Origin of the sequence: Streptomyces sp. NPDC085460, assembly GCF_044541975.1 — a bacterium.
Taxonomy (GTDB): domain Bacteria; phylum Actinomycetota; class Actinomycetes; order Streptomycetales; family Streptomycetaceae; genus Streptomyces.
The window spans coordinates 584,906-601,992 of record NZ_JBITTO010000003.1 but is presented as its reverse complement, the minus strand read 5'-3'; the positions used below and the strand labels follow the sequence as shown (position 1 = coordinate 601,992).

The following is a 17,087-nucleotide window of genomic DNA, read 5'->3' as shown; positions in this document are numbered from 1 at the left end:
GAGCCGCCACCCGGCGGCGCCGCGCACCGCGCGTCCGGCGCCGCTACTCGGCGGCGCCGTACATCCGGTCACCGGCGTCGCCCAGGCCCGGGACGATGTAGCCGTGCTCGTTGAGCCGCTCGTCGACCGAGGCCGTCACGACCGTCACCGGCGTGCCCGCGAGCTCGCGCTCCATGACCTCGACGCCCTCCGGGGCGGCCAGCAGCACCACGGCCGTCACGTCGTCCGCGCCGCGCCGGATCAGCTCCTGGATCGCCGCGACCAGCGTGCCGCCGGTCGCCAGCATCGGGTCGAGCACGTACACCTGGCGGCCCGAGAGGTCCTCCGGCATCCGGGTGGCGTAGGTCGACGCCTCCAGCGTCTCCTCGTTGCGGATCATGCCCAGGAAGCCGACCTCGGCCGTCGGGAGCAGCCGCACCATGCCGTCGAGCATGCCGAGCCCGGCGCGCAGGATCGGGACGACCAGCGGACGCGGGTACGACAGCTTCACACCGGTCGTCGGCGTGACGGGGGTCTCGATGTCGACCCGCTCGGTCCGCACGTCCCGGGTCGCCTCGTAGGCGAGCAGCGTGACCAGCTCGTCGGCGAGCCGGCGGAAGGTCGGGGAGTCCGTGCGCTTGTCGCGCAGGGTGGTGAGCTTGTGGGCGACCAGCGGGTGATCGACGACGTGGAGACGCATGACCCCACAGTAGCCCGCCCCACCACGGGCACCCGCCCACCACTGGCATCGATCCGCGCCGCTGGGGCAAGGTGGGGACACAGGGACCCAGTGATGGGGTGGTGTGGCCGATGCCCGACCCGAAGAACACATCCGGCCAGGTCCGGGGCGACACGGAGCCCCGGGAGCCGGAGACACAGCCGGAGACCGACGCGGAGCGCCGCAGGCGCCGCGCCCAGTTCCTCCGTGAGCTCGGCGAGGCCAAGGCGCTGCGCGACCGCGTGCAGCCGCGGCGCGCCCGGGCGGCCCGGATGAGACAGGCCATGCGCATGCGCACCTTCCGGTGGTGAGGGGGACGGCGGCGGTCCCGGCGACGGTCCCGGCGGCGCCCGGGAACGCGCCCCCTCCGCGCGCCGGGGTCGCACGCCCACCCGAACGCGGTGTGGTTCAGACTGATGCACGACGCAAGAGCCGAAGACCTCTCCTGAGGCCGTCGTTTCTGTCACGATGCCGATTGGGCGGGGCTCAGGAGCGCGCCGCCGGATCATCACACCTCTGATCAGTGGGAGAGTCAGGTGTACTTCGCCGCACTGCTCGCGCGCACCGAAGACGGGTGGGAAGCGAGCGATACGGAGCTCGACGACGTGGAGACGCTGGCGGACCTGGCCGATCTGGCCCGTGAGGCGGCGGCCGACGAGGGGGAGACCGTCCTCGTCTTCATCGAGCAGGAGGACGCGTGGTTCGGCATCGTCCGCGTCGACGGGGAGGACGACCCCCGGGTCTACGTCTCCAACGCGGCGGCCGCGGCCCGCTCCTCGTACGGGGAGATCCTCACCTCGGAACTGCTCGGTGACGACGACCCGGACAGCGAGCTCGACGAGCTCGACAGGCTCACCGCCCTGGACGGCACCGAGGACGGCGAGCCGGAGCACACGCCCGGCGACGACGAGGACGACGCCTCCGCCGGCAGCGCCGGCATCGCGCCGGCCGGTCCGCTCGGCGAGGGCCGGATCCTCGCCGACCTCGGCCTGTCCGAGCGGGGGCTGCTCGCCGTGACCGAGGACGCCCTCGGGGAGATCGCCGACGCCATCGGCGCCTCCGACATCCTGGAGGCCGTCCGCTAGTGCAGTCCGTGGTACCCGGCCCCGTGCCGGACCTCTGGCGGGACGCCATGCGCCTCGCCCTCGACGAGGCGGCCGCGGCCGTGCCGGCCGGTGACGTACCGGTCGGCGCGGTCGTGCTCTCCCCCTCCGGCGAACTCCTCTCCCGCGGCCGCAACGAGCGGGAGGCGACCGGCGATCCGACCGCCCACGCGGAGGTCCTGGCGCTGCGCCGGGCCGCCGCCGCCACCGGCGAGTGGCGGCTGACCGGCTGCACCCTCGTGGTGACCCTGGAGCCCTGCGTGATGTGCGCGGGCGCGCTGGTGCAGTCCCGGGTCGAGCGGGTCGTCTACGGCGCCGACGACGAGAAGGCGGGCGCCGCCGGCTCCCTCTGGGACCTGGTGCGCGACCGCCGCCTCAACCACCGCCCGGAAGTCGTCAGGGGCGTGCTCGGCGAGGAGTGCGCCGAGCAGCTCACGGCCTTCTTCCGCACCCGCTGACATCGGATTTCTTGCCTGGGCCACTTTGGGCTAAGCTCTCTCTCGGTAGCGTGTCCGAGCGGCCGAAGGAGCTCGCCTCGAAAGCGAGTGTGGGGAAACTCACCGAGGGTTCAAATCCCTCCGCTACCGCCAGAACGAAGGGCCCGACGCGAAAGCGCCGGGCCCTTCGGCGTTGTCGCGCCAGGACGATGAAGACCCCCGCGTACGAGGACGGCGAAGGGCCCCGCGTACGGGCACGGCGAAGGGCCCCGGTGGTGTCACCGGGGCCCTTCGCCGCGTCCTGCCCGCGTCCGCCCTGACGTTGGGACGGGGGGAGCGGCATCGGGGGGACAAGCCGCTCCCCCCGATGAGAACCGGGCCGACAAGTCCTGCGCCGCAGTCAGGGGGGAAGCTCGCGGCGCGGACCCCGCAGTGCGGTCCGGTTCCATGCGCCCCGCGGATTCCTGCCAGATCCGCCGGGCTCGACATCCATCCTGCTCCCCCCGCACCCGTTCGGGGGGCGGCGAAAGACCCCGAAGCCCGGGCCCTTGGTCCATAAAGGCTCGGTTAGAGTGGGCCACCGCCGGGGCGGGGCCCGGGCAGCGGAGGGGGAGGACGGATGTCCCAGGCGAGGAAAGTCGCGGTCTACGCGTTCGGGGTCTTCGTGCTGTACGCGATCATCACGTCCCCGGACCGGTCGGCCGACCTGGTCCAGATAGGCTTCGAGGGCCTTTCCAGCGCCGCCAAGGGTGTCGGAGAGTTCATGACCGAACTCATCAACTAGGAGCCCTCCGTGATCCGCCATCTGGTCCTCTTCAAGCTCGACGAGGGCGTCACCCGTGACGACCCGCGCGTCGTCGCCGGCGTCGAGGCGTTCCGCGCGCTCGGCGGGCAGGTTCCCGAGCTGCGGTTCTGGGAGTGCGACTGGAACGTGTCCGAGCGCCCGATCGCCTACGACTTCGCGATCAACTCGGCCGTCGAGGACGCGGACGCGCTCCAGCGCTACCTGGACCACCCGGCGCACCAGGCCGGCGTCGCGCTCTGGCGCGAGTTCTCCACCTGGGTCATCGCGGATTACCCCTTCTAGGGGCCATTCGCGCGCTGACGTCTCCGAGACCCCCCGCCGTCCGGGCGGGGGGTCTCGCGCGTTGCCGCCCTCCGCGCCTCCGACCTCCGTTTCTTCGTCCACCATGCCTTCAACACGTGGTTATGCGGTGCTTGCACACAGTGGACATGTCTTGTGATGCTATGACCGCTTTTGACGGATGAGTTGTTCGTTTGACCGTAGTTGACCCAGTCGACCAGCTACACCAGCCAAAGGGGTGGCGTGAACGTGCCGGCCAGTACAGCGCCTCAGGTCCCGCCCCAGCACGAGGCGGGCGGAGCCCCGGACACACCGCGCCCCCGGGAACGCAGCAGCCGCGGCGCCGACACCAGGGCGCTCACCCAGGTGCTCTTCGGCCAGCTCAAGAACCTGGACCCGGGCACCCCCGAGCACGACCGGGTGCGCGGGGCGCTCATCGAGGCCAACCTGCCGCTCGTGCGGTACGCGGCGGCCCGCTTCCGCTCGCGCAACGAGCCGATGGAGGACGTCGTCCAGGTCGGCACCATCGGCCTGATCAACGCGATCGACCGCTTCGACCCCGACCGGGGCGTGCAGTTCCCCACCTTCGCCATGCCCACCGTGGTCGGCGAGATCAAGCGGTACTTCCGCGACAACGTCCGCACGGTGCACGTGCCGCGCCGGCTGCACGAGCTGTGGGTCCAGGTGAACGGCGCCACCGAGGACCTCACGACCGCCCACGGGCGCTCCCCCACCACCGCCGAGATCGCCGAACGGCTGCGGATCGGCGAGGACGAGGTGCTCGCCTGCATCGAGGCCGGACGGTCGTACCACGCCACCTCCCTGGAGGCGGCGCAGGAGGGCGACGGGCTGCCCGGACTGCTCGACCGGCTCGGCTACGAGGACCCGGCGCTCGCCGGCGTCGAGCACCGCGACCTGGTCCGGCACCTCCTCGTCCAGCTGCCCGAGCGGGAGCAGCGGATCCTGATGCTGCGCTACTACAGCAACCTGACGCAATCTCAGATCAGCCAGGAGCTCGGCGTCTCACAGATGCACGTGTCAAGGCTCCTCGCCCGCAGCTTCGCCCGATTGAGATCCGCAAACAGGATCGAAGCGTAACTGGAACGGGTAGACCGGTTCGGAGGGGTTCCGCGGCACCCCAATTGCCGTACACCCCTTGTTTCCTGCGGATATGCGCCCTCTCCTTGTCGACAAGTCACTACAGCGTGTTGCCGACATGTGACATTCTGCTGGGGACGCGTTTGCCGCAGCCCCACGGCCGGTATTCAGGTGGAAGCTGCGTTCCTCCGATGGTCGCGGCCCACCGCGACCGTCCGCGACCTCTAGGGGGTGGCATGTCCGCAGATCAGGGCAGCTCGAAGGTGCTCACGCTCACGCCCGTTCCGGTCCTCGCGCCCGAGCCCGTACCCACGCAGACGACGGCTCCGACCGCGGCCGAGAGCGGGGCGCTGCCGTCCCCGGCTCCGACCGTGGCCCCGGAAGCCCTCGACACCCGCACCCTCTCCCGCTCCCTGTTCCTGCGGCTGCGCGCCCTCGACGAGGTGGGCGCGGCGACGGACAGCCCGGAGCGGACCTACGTCCGCGACACCCTCATCGAGCTGAACCTCCCGCTCGTGCGGTACGCGGCGGCCCGCTTCCGCTCGCGCAACGAGCCGATGGAGGACATCGTCCAGGTCGGCACCATCGGCCTGATCAAGGCGATCGACCGCTTCGACTGCGAACGGGGCGTGGAGTTCCCGACGTTCGCGATGCCGACCGTCGTCGGCGAGATCAAGCGCTTCTTCCGCGACACCTCGTGGTCGGTGCGGGTGCCGCGCCGGCTCCAGGAGCTGCGGCTCGCGCTCACCAAGGCCAGCGACGAGCTCGCGCAGAAGCTCGACCGCTCGCCGACCGTGCCCGAACTCGCCGCCGTGCTCGGGGTGTCGGAGGAGGACGTCGTCGACGGCCTCGCGGTGGGCAACGCGTACACCGCCTCCTCGCTCGACTCGCCCTCCCCGGAGGACGACGGCGGCGAGGGCTCCCTCGCGGACCGCCTCGGCTACGAGGACGCGGCCCTGGAGGGCGTCGAGTACCGCGAGTCGCTGAAGCCGCTGCTCGCCAAACTCCCGCCCCGGGAGCGGCAGATCATCATGCTCCGCTTCTTCGCGAACATGACCCAGTCCCAGATCGGCGAGGAGGTCGGCATCTCGCAGATGCACGTCTCGCGGCTGCTCACCCGGACGCTCGCCCAGCTCCGTGAGGGCCTCATCTCCGACTGACTTCCGCGAATCCGCCTCCTGTTGACGCTCCGTCAGCCACACTGGGGCGCATGAGGCGCAGGAAGCAGCAGCCGGTACTCGCGGCGGTGGCGCTCTGCCTCGGCGGGGCGCTCACCGCGTGCGGAGGCGGAGGAGACGGCGAGGGGTTCGCGGCGGTCGGCGCCGGGCCCTCGCCCGGTGGTGCGGTCGGCCCCTCGGGGGCGGTCACGCTCGTCCCGCTGGACAGCCCCACGGCGAGCGGCACCACCTCCAGCACCTCCTCCCCTCCCCCGGCCCCGGAGTCCCCGCCGGGCGCCTCGCCGTCCCCCGGTGCCGGTACGAGCACGCCGAGTGCGCCGCGTACGAGGCAGACGGGGTCCGGTGGCCCTGACGCGGGGTCCGGCTCCGGTACGGGGCAGGCCGGCGGTTCCGGAGGGCGTACGGAGTCGGCGGGGCCGCCCGGCGGTCCTTCCGGCGGCGGTCCTTCCGAGGGCGCCTCGCCCGGCGGCGGCTCCTCCCCGCGCCCGGCCACGACTCCGCCCCGTACCCCCGGTCCCGGCCCTGCGCCCACCACCCCCGCGCCCCGGCCGACCGTCACCACCACCCCGCCGCCGCCCGGCCCCGCCGTGCTCACCGTCTCCGCGCCGGTGACCGCCGACGGCGAGAAGCGCTGGTGCGAGCGGGTCACGGTGACCTTCCGGAACACCGGCGGCTCCCCCGTCGCCGCCGGCACCGCCACCTTCGCCACCCACGTCATCGGCGCGCTCGGCGTCGACTGGGGCACGGTCACCACCAGCCAGGCGCTGCCCGCCCCGATCGCTCCCGGCGCGGCGCGGACGGAGACGTACACGGTCTGCGTGGAGTCCTGGCGGGTGCCGCTCGGCATGCGCGTCGACACCCGCGAGGTGACCGCTACCTGGCGGTGAGCCCGTACCGGACCCCGGTCAGCTCCTCGGAGAGGTCCCAGAGGCGGCGGCCGGTCTCCGGGTCGGCGGCCGTGGCCGAGGGCTTCACCCGGGTCGGGGAGCCGCGCAGTTCGCCGGCGCCGTCCGGGCCGATGAACTCGCCGCCGGCCACGTCCGGCGCGGTCGCCGCGTACAGCTGGGGCAGGGCTCCGCGCTCCGGCCGCTGGGCGAGGAGCGGGTTGCCGATCCGGCTGTAGAAGAAGCGGGCGAAACCGGTGACGTCCCTGCTCTGCAGGCTGGTCGCGGTGTAGCCGGGGTGGGCGAGGACGCTGCGGACCGGGCGGCCCGCGGCGGCGAGGCGGCGGTGCAGCTCCTGGCCGAAGACCGCGTTGGCGAGCTTCGAGCGCTGGTAGAAGGCCATCGGGGCGTAGCCGCGTTCGGCCGCGAGGGCGGCCGGGTCGTCGAGGCGCAGATCGCCCTGGCGGTGCACCAGCGAGCTGACCGTGACCACCCGGCCGTCCTCCGGCAGGCGGTCGAGCAGCAGGCCGGTGAGGGCGAAGTGGCCGAGGTGGTTGGCGGCGAACTGGAGCTCGTGGCCCTGGGCGCTGAGCGTGCGGGGCGGCGCCATCACCCCCGCGTTGTTGACGAGGACGTCCAGGCGCGGGTGGTCGGCGCGCAGGGCCTCGGCGAAGGCCCGCACCGAGTCCAGGTCGGCGAGGTCGACCCGGCGCACGGTGAGGAGCCCGGGGGCGATCCCGTCGGCGGCGAGCGCGGCGGCGGTCCGGTGCCCCTTCTCCTCGTCCCGTACGGCGAGGACCACCCGGCCGCCCCGCAGGGCGAGGGCACGGGTGGTCGCGAGGCCGAGGCCGCTGGTGGCCCCGGTGACGACATGGACCCGGCCGGTGAGGTCGGGGATGGCGTCGGCGGTCCAGTGCTGCGTACGCGTACGAGTCATGCGACACACATTGCCTCGCGTGTCACTCGGTGTCAAACATGTCGCCGGTTGCCACCTACGGCACCGGGTTAGCATCGGCGAGTGACCACACCGCCCGACCCCCGCGCCTCGACCCTCGCCCAGCGCAAGCGGCAGCTCGTCTCCACCGAGCTGACCGAGACCGCGCTCCAGCTCTTCGCGCACAAGGGCTTCGAGGCCGTCACGGTCGACGAGATCGCGACCGCCGCCGGCGTCTCCAAGCGGACCTTCTTCCGCTACTTCGCCTCGAAGGAGGACGTGGTCGTCCAGTTCCTGGCGGGGATGGGCGCGGACATCCGGGCGGAGCTGGCCGCCCGCCCGGCCGGGGAGCGGCCCTCGGTCGCGCTGCTGCGCGCCGTCTCCGTGCCCCTCGCCGCCTGCGGCGAGGAGTCCGACCGAACCCTGCCCGTGGTCCGGCTGATCCTGCGGACCCCCGCGCTGCTCGCCCGCTTCCTGGAGCACGAGGCCGGCTGGCGCGAGGAGCTGGCCGGGGAGCTGGCGGCCCGGCTCGGGACCGGCCCGGCGGAGCTGTACCCGGCGCTCGCGGCGGGCATGGCGCTCACCGCCTTCGAGACGGTGCTGTGCCGGTGGAGCGAGGACCCCGCGGGGCCCGGCCCGCTCGACCTCATCGAACGGGCCTTCGCCCTGCTGGCGCCCGCGCTGGACGCCGACGTGACGCGGGAATGACCGGAGGGGCCGGTTCCGTACGTACGGAACCGGCCCCTCCTCGGTGGTGCGGGGTCAGGAGACGGCGAGCCAGACGACTCCCGCCACGATCACGATCGCGGCGACCACGCCGGCGATCACGCCGACGCGGGGACCGCTCGACGCGGCCGCGACCTGCTGGGGCTGGTGCTGCGGGGTGCCCTCGTCGACGAAGGCGCGGAACATCTGGGTGCTGCCGGCGGGGTCGTAGCCCTCGGGGCCCTGGGGGCCCTGGCCGTACGGTGCTTGCGGGTTGTGTGCCATGTGCCAGGACCCTAGCGAAAGCGGGGTGACGGGCCCAAGCCCCGGCACCCGACCCGACCCCCGCCTCCCCTCCGCCTCCTCGCGACCTCCGCTCGACCTCCCCCTCGCCCGGCACCCTCACCCTCCCCCTTGACCTCCCCCGCGCCTCCCCTTTGCCGATTCTTTAGCGCCGTTTGACCGATTTAGTTTGCCTGGAGCAACCATCCATCTCTATGGTTGCCCTAAGCAACAAGTTGGAAGGGGTCCGAGTGGAACCGAGCGGCCGCTACGAGGACCTCGCACGCGCCATCAGCGCGATCGGCGCCGTGAAGCGCGGTGTCGCCCGCGTCCTGCCGGGCGACTGCCAGGGCGGCGCCGCCGCCGTGCTCGCCCTGCTCAAGCACCACGGCGACATGCGGATGAGCCGGCTCTCCGAGCTCATGGCCGTGGACATGTCGGTGTGCAGCCGGCACGTGGCGCACACCGTCTCGCGCGGCTGGGTCGAGCGCCTGCCCGACCCCGGCGACGGCCGCTCCCGCATCCTGCGGCTGAGCCCCGAAGGCTTCGCGATGCTCACCGAGCTCGACCGCCGGGTGACCGAAGCCTTCACCCACTACCTCGCGGAGTGGTCCGACGACGACGTCGCACTGCTCACCACCCTGCTCGCCCGACTCCGCGACTCCTTCGGGGACTGCCGGGCCACCCACGCCTGACCGACGCCCGGCCCCCGCGGGGGCGGCGCGCCCGCACGCTTCCACCCGCTTGAACACGCTGGAAACCAGAGGAACTTCATGGCTACGACCACACCCGACACCGGGGTGCGGGGCGCCCCGGCCGGACCCGGAGCCCCCGCCGCTCCGATGACCCACCGTCAGATCATGGAGGCGCTCTCCGGGCTGCTGCTCGGCATGTTCGTCGCCATCCTGTCCTCGACGATCGTCTCCAACGCCCTCCCCCAGATCATCACCGACCTGGAGGGCGGCCAGTCCGCCTACACCTGGGTCGTCACCGCGACCCTGCTCGCGATGACCGCCACCACCCCGCTCTGGGGCAAGCTGGCCGACCTCTTCTCCAAGAAGCTGCTCATCCAGATAGCCCTGACCATCTACGTGGCGGGCTCGATCGTCGCCGGACTCTCCCAGTCCACCGGCATGCTCATCGCCTGCCGCGTGGTCCAGGGCGTCGGCGTCGGCGGTCTCACCGCCCTCTCCCAGATCATCCTCGCCGCGATGATCGCCCCCCGCGAGCGCGGCCGCTACAGCGGCTACCTCGGCGCCGTCTTCGCCGTCGCCACCGTCGGCGGCCCGCTGCTCGGCGGCGTCATCACCGACACCGAGTGGCTCGGCTGGCGCTGGTGCTTCTACGTCGGCGTGCCCTTCGCGATCATCGCCCTGATCGTCCTCCAGAAGACCCTCAAGCTCCCCGTCGTGAAGCGCGAGGTCAAGGTCGACTGGGCCGGCGCCTTCTTCATCAGCGCCGCCGTCTCCCTGCTCCTCATCTGGGTCACCTTCGCCGGCGACAAGTACGACTGGATGTCCTGGCAGACCGCCGCCATGCTGGCCGGTTCGGTGCTGCTCGGCGCGCTCTTCGTGTTCGTCGAGTCGCGGGCGTCCGAGCCGATCATCCCGCTGCGCCTCTTCCGCAACCGGACCATCACGCTGGCCTCGCTCGCCTCGCTCTTCGTCGGCGTCGCGATGTTCGCCGGCACGGTCTTCTTCAGCCAGTACTTCCAGCTGGCCCGCAACGAGTCGCCGACCATGTCCGGCGTCCTCACCATCCCGATGATCGCCGGCCTCTTCGTCTCCTCGACGGCCTCCGGCATGATCATCACCAAGACCGGCCGGTGGAAGGCGTGGCTGGTCAGCGGCGGCGCCCTGGCCGCCGGCGGCCTCGGCATGCTCGGCACGATCCGGTACGACACGACCTACTGGCACATCGCGGTCTTCATGGCGGTCCTCGGCCTCGGCCTCGGCATGATGATGCAGAACCTGGTGCTCTGCACCCAGAACCAGGTGGACCCCGCCGACCTCGGCGCCGCCTCCTCCGTCGTCACCTTCTTCCGCTCCCTCGGCGGCGCGATCGGCGTCTCGGCGCTCGGCGCGGTCATGGCCCACCGGGTCACCGACTACGTCAAGGAGGGCATGGCCGAGCTCGGCCCGAAGGCCGCGGCGGCGATGGGCCAGGGCGGCGGCAGCGGCGCCATCCCCGACATGGACAAGCTGCCCGCCCCGATCCGCACGGTGATGGAGAGCGCGTACGGGCACGGCGTCGGCGACGTCTTCCTCTACTCGGCGCCCTTCGCGCTGCTCGCCTTCGTGGTGACGCTCTTCATCAAGGAGGTCGCGCTGAAGAGCAGCACGACCACGGCGGCGGACACGAGCACGGCTGGCGGCACGACCACGCCGGCGGGCACCACCACGCCGGCGAACGCCGGGTAACGCACAGGCTCCCGGGCGCGCTTCGAGCGGAGGCGCGGCCGGGTGAAAGGGAGCGGCGGGCAGGGGACGGCCCGCCGCTCCGTCATGTCCCCGGGGTCGCCCGGGCCACCATCGCCTCGATGCCGGCCACGAGGATGTCCAGGGCGTAGGTGAAGTCCCGCTCCCAGATGGCGGTGACGCTGCCGTGCGAGGCCCGCTCGTCGAGGATGTCCGTCATCGGCTCCAGCGCCTCGCGGAACTGCGGGTCGTCGCGGAAGGCGGCGACGGCGCCGTTGTAGTAGTCGTCCTGCGACATCCCCGCCTCGGTGGCGCGCCGCTCGAACTGCGACTCGATCGTCCCGTAGCCGTACACGAACTGGAAGACCGCCGCCGTCGCGCCCGGCTGGCCGCCCAGCGGCAGCCCCGTCTCCCGGATCGCCTCCTGGATCTTGGATCCGACAGCGATCGCGTGCGGCCCGATGTTCAGGTACTGGCCCGCGCACGGCGACATCCACGGATGCCGGACCAGCATCCTGCGGTAGTGCAGGGCGAGCGTCCGGAGCCGCTCCCGCCAGTCGGCCCCGGCGGCCACCGCGTCCAGGTCGATCTCCTCGTACACGGTGTCGATCGCGTACTCGATGATGTCGTCCTTGGTGTCCACGTACCAGTACAGGGACATCGCGGTGACCCCGAGCTCGGCGGCGAGCCGTCGCATCGACAGCTTGGCGAGCCCGTCCCGGTCGAGCATCCGGACGGAGGCGGCCACGATCCGGTCCCGGTCGAGCCCCGCGGGACCGCCGCCGCCGCGGCGGGCCCTCTGCTCCAGCCAGACGCTGGAGCCCGTCGGGTTCTTGGCCCGGTCCGCGGCCTTGACCATGCGGTTTCTCCGTCCGTCAGCGCTCATGGCCATGCGTCCTGACCATGCCTCGCGACCATGCTAGGCAGCGGCGACCGGCTCGGCCGCCACGGGCTGCTCCGACCGCTCCGCCCGCTTCAGGAGGAAGGCGGCGAGCAGACCGCCGACGAGGACCGCGACCGCGCCGACCAGCTGGCTGGTCTGGAGCCCGGAGGCGAAGGCGTCGGAGATCCGGGCCCGCTCGGCCTCGTCGCCGGCCGCCGCGAGCGCCGCCGGGAGGGAGGCCGCCGTGACGGTGACGAGAGCGGCGAACCGGGCGTTGAGGACGGCGCCGAGGACCGCGACGCCGAGACCGTTGCCGAACTCGGCGAGGGTGCCGTTGACGCCCGCGCCGACGCCCGCCTTCTCCGGCGGGATCGCGCTCATGATCGCGTTGGCCATCGCCGGGTTGGAGACCGCGAGGCCGGTGCCCATGAGGACCAGGCCGAGCAGCATGCCCCAGTAGGTGCCGTCCGTGCCGCCGCCGACCAGGGCGATCGAGCCGAGACCGGCCGCGACCAGCGTCATGCCGACCGTGACGGTGAGCGGGGTGCCGAGCTTCATCACGATCCGCGGGCCGATGCCGCTGAGGTTGAGGACGACCACGGTCAGCGCCAGCGGCGCCATCCGCAGCCCCGCCTCCAGCGGCTCGTACCCGAGCACGAACTGGAGGTGCTGGGTGAGCAGGAAGAGCGAGCCGCCCATCCCGAACATCACCAGGATGGCGCCGGCCACCGCGCCCACGAACTTCTGGTTGCGGAAGAAGTGCATGTCGAGCATCGGGTACGGGGTGCGCAGCTCCCACAGCGCGAACGCGGCGAGGACGGCGACGCCGATCGCGGCCGGGACCAGCACCTCCGCGGAGGTCCAGCCGTGCTCCGGTCCGGTGATGATCGCGTACACGGCGGCGGTCATGCCGATGGTGGAGAGCAGCGCGCCCATCAGGTCGGGGCGGTCGCCCTGGGGGTTCTTCGACTCGGGAACGAGCTTGAGGACGGCGACCAGGCCGATCACGGCCACCGGGATGTTGATGAGGAAGATCATCCCCCACCAGAAGTGGTCGAGGATCACGCCGCCGATCAGCGGTCCCGCGGCGAAGCCGAGGGAGCTGACGGTGGCCCACAGGGCGATGGCCTTCACGCGCTCGGAGTCGTCGAAGATCTGCATGACGACGGCGAGGGTGGTGGTCATGAGCAGCGCCCCGCCGACACCCATGCCCGCGCGGGCGGCGATGAGCTGGGCGGTGGAGCCGGCGAGGCCGGCGGCGAGCGAGCCGAGGCCGAAGAGCGCGAGACCGACGGCGAGCAGCTTCTTGCGGCCGTAGCGGTCGGCCGCGTTGCCCGCCGTGAGGAGCAGGCCGGACTGGACGAGCGAGTAGGCGTTGATCATCCACTGGATGTCGCTGGTGGAGGCGTGCAGCTCCGTGGTCAGCGAGGGGATGGCGACGCTGAGGACGGTGTTGTCGAGCAGCACGGTGAGCTGGGCGAGACAGATGACGCCGAGGATCAGCCAGCGCTGTGGGTGGCCGCCGGTGGCCTGGGGCGTGGCCGTGGCCGTCATGGAGAACTCCTTATACGGTGTACGAGACCGAAGCTCGTACACCGTACAAGGACTCTCGTACGCTGTATAGCGATTTCTGTTTCCGGCTGGTCAGGTCGTCAGGTCGTCAGGTCGTAGAAAGTCGTGCCGCCGACGGTGGTGGCGGTGAAGTTCTCCTGGACCCAGCTGCTGATCTCGGAGCCACCGCCCATGCCGCCGCCCATGCCGCCTCCGCCGATGAAGTAGTGGATCTTTCCGTCGGTGACGTACTGCTGGAACTGGGCGAGGGTCGGAGACGGGTCGCTGCCGTTGAAGCCGCCGATCGCCATCACGGGCTTCTCGGTGGCGAGCTGGTAGCTGGCCGCGTTCTGCGCGCCGATCGCGGCGGCGACCCAGGTGTACGCACCGGCGTCCTGGAGCAGCTTCGCCTTCGCCTCCGCGCCGACGCTGGCGCCGTTGAGGAGCCCGCCCATGCCGCCGCCTCCGCCTCCGCCGCCCGGGCCGCCACCCGTGCCGCCGCGCTCGCCGGAGCCGGGGGGCAGGGCGTTGGGCATCTGACCGGTGGGCATCTGACCGGCGCCCGGGGCCTGGCCGTTCGGGGCCTGGCCGTTGGGGGCTTGGCCGTTGGGGGCCTGGCCGTTGGGGGCTTGGCCGTTGGAGGCCTGGCCGTTCGGGGCTTGGCCGCCGCCTGGGAAGCCGTTCGGGGGCTGCATGCCGCCGTCCGTACCCTGGCCGCCGTCCGTACCCCGGCCGCCGCCGTCCACCCGCTGGCCGCCCTCGCGGCCGCCGCCCGGGAAGCCGCCGCCGCCCGGGCCGCGGCCGCCGAAGCCGGCGCCCGACGGGCCCGCCGTGACGATGGAGCCCTGGTGACCGGTGGAGAGCGTCTCCAGGGTGTACGCGAACGGTCCCGCGAGTCCCGCCGCCAGGCCGAGGCCCGCCGCGGCGAGGCCCAGGCGCCGGTCCACCCGGCCCGCCGCGAGCAGCCCGAGCGCCGCCGCCGCGCCCGCGACCAGCACGGCCCAGCGCAGCCACGGCAGGTAATCCGGCGTGCGGCCGAGCAACACCCAGCCCCACCAGGCCGTCACGCCCACCGCGACCGCGAGCGCCGCCGAGGCGAGGAAGCGGTTCCGCTCCTCCCACAGCACCGCCGCGCCCATGCCGATCAGGGCGGCGAGGTAGGGCGCCAGGGCCACCGTGTAGTACTCGTGGAAGATGCCGGCCATGAAGCTGAAGACGCCCAGCGTCATCAGCAGCGCCCCGCCCCACACCAGGAACGCGGCGCGGGCCGTGTCCGTGCGCGGTGCCTTCCACGTGACGACCAGTCCGGCGGCGAGCAGGACCAGCGCGGCCGGCAGCAGCCAGGAGATCTGGCCGCCGACGGAGTCGTTGAACATGCGCAGCAGGCCGGTCTCGCCCCAGCGGCCGCCCCCTCCGCCGCCGGGCCCGCCCCCGCCGCCGACGCTGCCGACCTCGTCGCCGTTGATCCGGCCGAGGCCGTTGTAGCCGAAGGTCAGCTCCAGGAAGCTGTTGTTCTGCGAGCCGCCGACGTACGGGCGCGAGGCCGCCGGCCAGAGCTCCACGAGCGCCACCCACCAGCCGCCGGAGACGAGCAGCGCGAGCCCGGCGAGGCCCAGCTGGCCGAGACGCCGCAGCGGCCGGGCCGGGGCGCACACCGCGTACACGAGCGCGAGCGGCGGCAGGATCAGGAACGCCTGGAGCGTCTTCGTCAGGAACGCGAAGCCGAACGCGACCCCCGCCGCGACCAGCCACTTCGTCCCGCCCTCGGCCGACTCCAGGGCCCGCAGCACCGCGTACACGGCCACGGTCATGAGCAGGGCGAGCAGCGCGTCCGGGTTGTTGAAGCGGAACATCAGCGCGGCGACCGGAGTCAGCGCGAGGACCGTGCCCGCGATCAGGCCGGCGCCCGCGCCGAAGCGGCGGCGGACGGCCGCGTACAGCACGGCGACCGTGCCCACGCCCATCAGCACCTCGGGCAGCAGGATCTGCCAGGAGCCGAGGCCGAAGAGGCGGACGGAGAGCGCCATCGGCCAGAGCGCGGCCGGCGGCTTGTCGACGGTGATGGCGTTGGCCGCGTCGAGCGAGCCGAAGAAGAACGCCTTCCAGCTCTCGCCGCCGGCCTGGACGGCCGCCGAGTAGAAGGAGTTGGCGTAGCCGGATGCGGTCAGGTTCCACAGGTAGAGCGCGGTGGTGACGGCCAGCAGCCCGAGGAGGGCCGGGCGCGCCCAGGGGGCGTCCTCGGGCCGGCCCCGCCACAGCCGGGCGGGCAGGCCGGGGGCCCGGGGGGCCGCGTGGGCGGCCGGAGTCGCGACCGGAGTCGCGACCGGAGTCGCGGCCGTAGTCGCGGCCGGGCCGGCGGCTTGGGCCGCCCCCGGGGTCGCCCCCGGGGTCGCGGGCGGGATCGGTGCGGTCATCGGGGGTCCCCCGTGGGGTGTCGGCGGTCCGGGAAGACCCAGAGCCGGAAGAGCAGGAAGCGGAGCACGGTCGCGGCGAGGTTGGCGACGACGAGCACGGCGAGTTCGGTGGAGTGCGCCGGGTCGCCGCTCGCCGCGCCGAGCGCGGCGAGCGAACCGCTGGTCAGGGCGAGGCCGATGGCGAAGACCACCAGCCCCTGCGCCTGGTGGCGGACGGCCCGGTCACGGCCGCGCACACCGAAGGTGAGCCGCCGGTTGGCGGCCGTGTTGGCGACGGCGGAGACGAGGAGGGCGGCGGCGTTGGCGATCTGGGCGCCCGCGCCGAGCCGGAAGAGGGAGTAGAGCGCGAGGTAGAAGAGCGTGGAGAGCACGCCGACCACGCAGAAACCGACGAGCTGGCGGGCGAGCCCGCCGGGGACGCCGGACAGCTCGCGGTCGCGGGGGTCGTCGCCGAACGGCCGGGCGAGCCGGTCGAGCGGCAGCGAGCCGGTGGCCAGCGCCCGCCCCACCCGCCACACGCCCTTCAGGTCGTCGGTGGCCGTCCGCACGATGTGCACGGTCGAGTCGGGGTCGTCGACCCAGTCGACCGGAACCTCGTGGATCCGCAGCCCGGCCCGTTCGGCGAGCACCAGCATCTCGGTGTCGAAGAACCAGCCGGTGTCCTCGACCATCGGCAGCAGCCGCTCGGCGACATCCCGCCGGATCGCCTTGAAGCCGCACTGGGCGTCGGAGAAGCGGGCGGCGAGCGAGCCGCGCAGGATCAGGTTGTAGGCCCGGGAGACGAACTCCCGCTTGGGCCCGCGCACCACCCGCGAGGAGCGGGCGAGCCGGGAGCCTATGGCCAGGTCGGAGTGGCCGGAGATGAGCGGCGCGACGAGCGGGAGCAGCGCGTTGAGGTCGGTGGAGAGGTCCACGTCCATGTAGGCGAGGACGGGGGCGTCGGAGGCGGACCACACGGTCCGCAGCGCCCGGCCGCGCCCCTTCTGTTCGAGCCGTACGGACCGCACCTCGGGCAGCTCGGCGGCGAGGGCGGCGGCGATCTCGGGCGTGGCGTCGGTGGAGGCGTTGTCGGCGACGGTGACGCGGAAGCCGTACGGGAAGGTGCGCGTGAGGTGCGCGTGGAGCCGGCGGACGCACGGCTCCAGGTCCTTCTCCTCGTTGTAGACGGGGATCACCACGTCCAGAACGGGCCGTCCCGCTTCGCTCACCGGCAGGTGCTCCCGGGCGGGGAGGGTGCCGGGGGCCTGCGTCGCGGGCCCCGCGAGGGTGTGGGTTCGCATGTCCCCGACCCTCACCGGGCCCGCTGTCACGGCTGTGTGATGAGCCTGTGGTCCGCCTGTGAGTCGGTGACGGCCGGTGTTTCGGAAGGCCGTGGCTTCGGGTGCGGCCGGTGTTTCGGAAGGCCGTGGCTTCGGGTGCG

General features: G+C 72.8%; 18 protein-coding genes and 1 tRNA gene. 12 read left to right on the top strand and 7 right to left on the bottom strand.

Translation table 11 applies throughout. From position 1 onward, the window contains the following. Positions 1-43: 43 nt before the first annotated feature. The gene (gene upp, locus ACIGHB_RS10625) at positions 44-679 is read right to left on the bottom strand and encodes a uracil phosphoribosyltransferase (RefSeq protein WP_360315801.1); all 636 of its coding nucleotides are present in this window, start codon (positions 677-679) and stop codon (positions 44-46) included. A gap of 110 nt (positions 680-789) precedes the next feature. Between upp and ACIGHB_RS10620 the strand changes: the two genes are divergently transcribed. The 9 genes from ACIGHB_RS10620 (at position 790) to ACIGHB_RS10580 (ending at position 6,484) form a co-directional block, all read left to right on the top strand. Beyond that, on the top strand, positions 790-1,008 hold the full coding sequence (locus tag ACIGHB_RS10620; RefSeq protein ID WP_360315803.1) for a hypothetical protein: 219 nt from the start codon (positions 790-792) through the stop codon (positions 1,006-1,008). 225 nt (positions 1,009-1,233) lie between these two features. After that, the gene (locus ACIGHB_RS10615) at positions 1,234-1,782 is read left to right on the top strand and encodes a hypothetical protein (protein WP_360315805.1); all 549 of its coding nucleotides are present in this window, start codon (positions 1,234-1,236) and stop codon (positions 1,780-1,782) included. 47 nt (positions 1,783-1,829) lie between these two features. Continuing rightward, a complete protein-coding gene (gene tadA, locus ACIGHB_RS10610; protein WP_360315855.1) occupies positions 1,830-2,258 on the top strand; it encodes a tRNA adenosine(34) deaminase TadA in 429 nt (142 codons plus the stop codon). Positions 2,259-2,302: 44 nt separating this feature from the next. After that, positions 2,303-2,390: transfer RNA gene (locus tag ACIGHB_RS10605), tRNA-Ser, on the top strand. A 466-nt stretch (positions 2,391-2,856) separates the two neighbouring features. Then, entirely contained in the window at positions 2,857-3,021 is a 165-nt protein-coding gene (locus tag ACIGHB_RS10600; protein ID WP_199806607.1) for a hypothetical protein, read from the top strand. Positions 3,022-3,030: 9 nt separating this feature from the next. Beyond that, on the top strand, positions 3,031-3,324 hold the full coding sequence (locus tag ACIGHB_RS10595) for a Dabb family protein (protein ID WP_360315807.1): 294 nt from the start codon (positions 3,031-3,033) through the stop codon (positions 3,322-3,324). A 240-nt stretch (positions 3,325-3,564) separates the two neighbouring features. Further along, positions 3,565-4,419, top strand: a complete 855-nt coding sequence (locus tag ACIGHB_RS10590) for an RNA polymerase sigma factor SigF (protein ID WP_388875002.1) — start codon at positions 3,565-3,567, stop codon at positions 4,417-4,419. A 236-nt stretch (positions 4,420-4,655) separates the two neighbouring features. Continuing rightward, on the top strand, positions 4,656-5,579 hold the full coding sequence (locus ACIGHB_RS10585; protein ID WP_360315812.1) for an RNA polymerase sigma factor SigF: 924 nt from the start codon (positions 4,656-4,658) through the stop codon (positions 5,577-5,579). A gap of 50 nt (positions 5,580-5,629) precedes the next feature. After that, complete coding sequence (locus tag ACIGHB_RS10580; RefSeq protein ID WP_399911436.1) at positions 5,630-6,484, top strand: hypothetical protein; 855 nt, start codon at positions 5,630-5,632, stop codon at positions 6,482-6,484. Here ACIGHB_RS10580 and ACIGHB_RS10575 read toward each other — a convergent pair. Further along, entirely contained in the window at positions 6,471-7,418 is a 948-nt protein-coding gene (locus ACIGHB_RS10575) for an oxidoreductase (protein WP_360315818.1), read from the bottom strand. The genes ACIGHB_RS10580 and ACIGHB_RS10575 overlap by 14 nt on opposite strands. Before the next feature lie 81 nt (positions 7,419-7,499). Between ACIGHB_RS10575 and ACIGHB_RS10570 the strand changes: the two genes are divergently transcribed. Continuing rightward, positions 7,500-8,123, top strand: coding sequence for a TetR family transcriptional regulator (locus ACIGHB_RS10570; RefSeq protein WP_399911432.1), 624 nt, complete (start codon positions 7,500-7,502; stop codon positions 8,121-8,123). A gap of 54 nt (positions 8,124-8,177) precedes the next feature. Here ACIGHB_RS10570 and ACIGHB_RS10565 read toward each other — a convergent pair whose 3' ends face one another. Beyond that, positions 8,178-8,405 carry a hypothetical protein gene (locus ACIGHB_RS10565; protein ID WP_360315823.1) on the bottom strand — a complete coding sequence of 76 codons (228 nt, stop codon included), beginning with the start codon at positions 8,403-8,405 and terminating at the stop codon, positions 8,178-8,180. A 212-nt stretch (positions 8,406-8,617) separates the two neighbouring features. Here ACIGHB_RS10565 and ACIGHB_RS10560 point away from each other — a divergent pair, with 212 nt between their 5' ends. Continuing rightward, positions 8,618-9,097, top strand: a complete 480-nt coding sequence (locus tag ACIGHB_RS10560) for a MarR family winged helix-turn-helix transcriptional regulator (RefSeq protein ID WP_399911429.1) — start codon at positions 8,618-8,620, stop codon at positions 9,095-9,097. A gap of 78 nt (positions 9,098-9,175) precedes the next feature. Then, entirely contained in the window at positions 9,176-10,822 is a 1,647-nt protein-coding gene (locus ACIGHB_RS10555; protein ID WP_399911427.1) for an MFS transporter, read from the top strand. Between the two features lie 82 nt (positions 10,823-10,904). On the opposite strand, the gene ACIGHB_RS10550 is transcribed toward ACIGHB_RS10555, so the two are convergent. The 4 genes from ACIGHB_RS10550 to ACIGHB_RS10535 form a co-directional block, all read right to left on the bottom strand. Continuing rightward, positions 10,905-11,678, bottom strand: a complete 774-nt coding sequence (locus tag ACIGHB_RS10550) for a TetR/AcrR family transcriptional regulator (protein ID WP_399911655.1) — start codon at positions 11,676-11,678, stop codon at positions 10,905-10,907. Between the two features lie 60 nt (positions 11,679-11,738). Further along, the gene (locus tag ACIGHB_RS10545; RefSeq protein ID WP_360315831.1) at positions 11,739-13,256 is read right to left on the bottom strand and encodes an MFS transporter; all 1,518 of its coding nucleotides are present in this window, start codon (positions 13,254-13,256) and stop codon (positions 11,739-11,741) included. A gap of 98 nt (positions 13,257-13,354) precedes the next feature. Beyond that, positions 13,355-15,667, bottom strand: coding sequence for an ArnT family glycosyltransferase (locus ACIGHB_RS10540; RefSeq protein ID WP_399911423.1), 2,313 nt, complete (start codon positions 15,665-15,667; stop codon positions 13,355-13,357). Beyond that, positions 15,664-16,947 (bottom strand): bifunctional glycosyltransferase family 2/GtrA family protein, encoded by a 1,284-nt coding sequence (locus tag ACIGHB_RS10535; protein ID WP_360315836.1) that lies wholly within the window; start codon positions 16,945-16,947, stop codon positions 15,664-15,666. The genes ACIGHB_RS10540 and ACIGHB_RS10535 overlap by 4 nt, the downstream gene beginning before the upstream one ends. Positions 16,948-17,087 lie beyond the last annotated feature (140 nt).

Excerpts from the sequence above, each read along its gene's own strand:
- ACIGHB_RS10550 (WP_399911655.1), bottom strand. The coding sequence starts at position 11,678 with ATGGTCAAGGCCGCGGACCGGGCCAAGAACCCGACGGGCTCCAGCGTC.
- tadA (WP_360315855.1), top strand. The coding sequence starts at position 1,830 with ATGCGCCTCGCCCTCGACGAGGCGGCCGCGGCCGTGCCGGCCGGTGAC.
- ACIGHB_RS10585 (WP_360315812.1), top strand. The coding sequence starts at position 4,656 with ATGTCCGCAGATCAGGGCAGCTCGAAGGTGCTCACGCTCACGCCCGTT.
- ACIGHB_RS10575 (WP_360315818.1), bottom strand. The coding sequence starts at position 7,418 with ATGACTCGTACGCGTACGCAGCACTGGACCGCCGACGCCATCCCCGAC.
- ACIGHB_RS10620 (WP_360315803.1), top strand. The coding sequence starts at position 790 with ATGCCCGACCCGAAGAACACATCCGGCCAGGTCCGGGGCGACACGGAG.
- ACIGHB_RS10560 (WP_399911429.1), top strand. The coding sequence starts at position 8,618 with ATGGTTGCCCTAAGCAACAAGTTGGAAGGGGTCCGAGTGGAACCGAGC.
- upp (WP_360315801.1), bottom strand. The coding sequence starts at position 679 with ATGCGTCTCCACGTCGTCGATCACCCGCTGGTCGCCCACAAGCTCACC.
- ACIGHB_RS10545 (WP_360315831.1), bottom strand. The coding sequence starts at position 13,256 with ATGACGGCCACGGCCACGCCCCAGGCCACCGGCGGCCACCCACAGCGC.
- ACIGHB_RS10580 (WP_399911436.1), top strand. The coding sequence starts at position 5,630 with ATGAGGCGCAGGAAGCAGCAGCCGGTACTCGCGGCGGTGGCGCTCTGC.
- ACIGHB_RS10600 (WP_199806607.1), top strand. The coding sequence starts at position 2,857 with ATGTCCCAGGCGAGGAAAGTCGCGGTCTACGCGTTCGGGGTCTTCGTG.
- ACIGHB_RS10565 (WP_360315823.1), bottom strand. The coding sequence starts at position 8,405 with ATGGCACACAACCCGCAAGCACCGTACGGCCAGGGCCCCCAGGGCCCC.
- ACIGHB_RS10555 (WP_399911427.1), top strand. The coding sequence starts at position 9,176 with ATGGCTACGACCACACCCGACACCGGGGTGCGGGGCGCCCCGGCCGGA.
- ACIGHB_RS10535 (WP_360315836.1), bottom strand. The coding sequence starts at position 16,947 with ATGCGAACCCACACCCTCGCGGGGCCCGCGACGCAGGCCCCCGGCACC.
- ACIGHB_RS10540 (WP_399911423.1), bottom strand. The coding sequence starts at position 15,667 with ATGACCGCACCGATCCCGCCCGCGACCCCGGGGGCGACCCCGGGGGCG.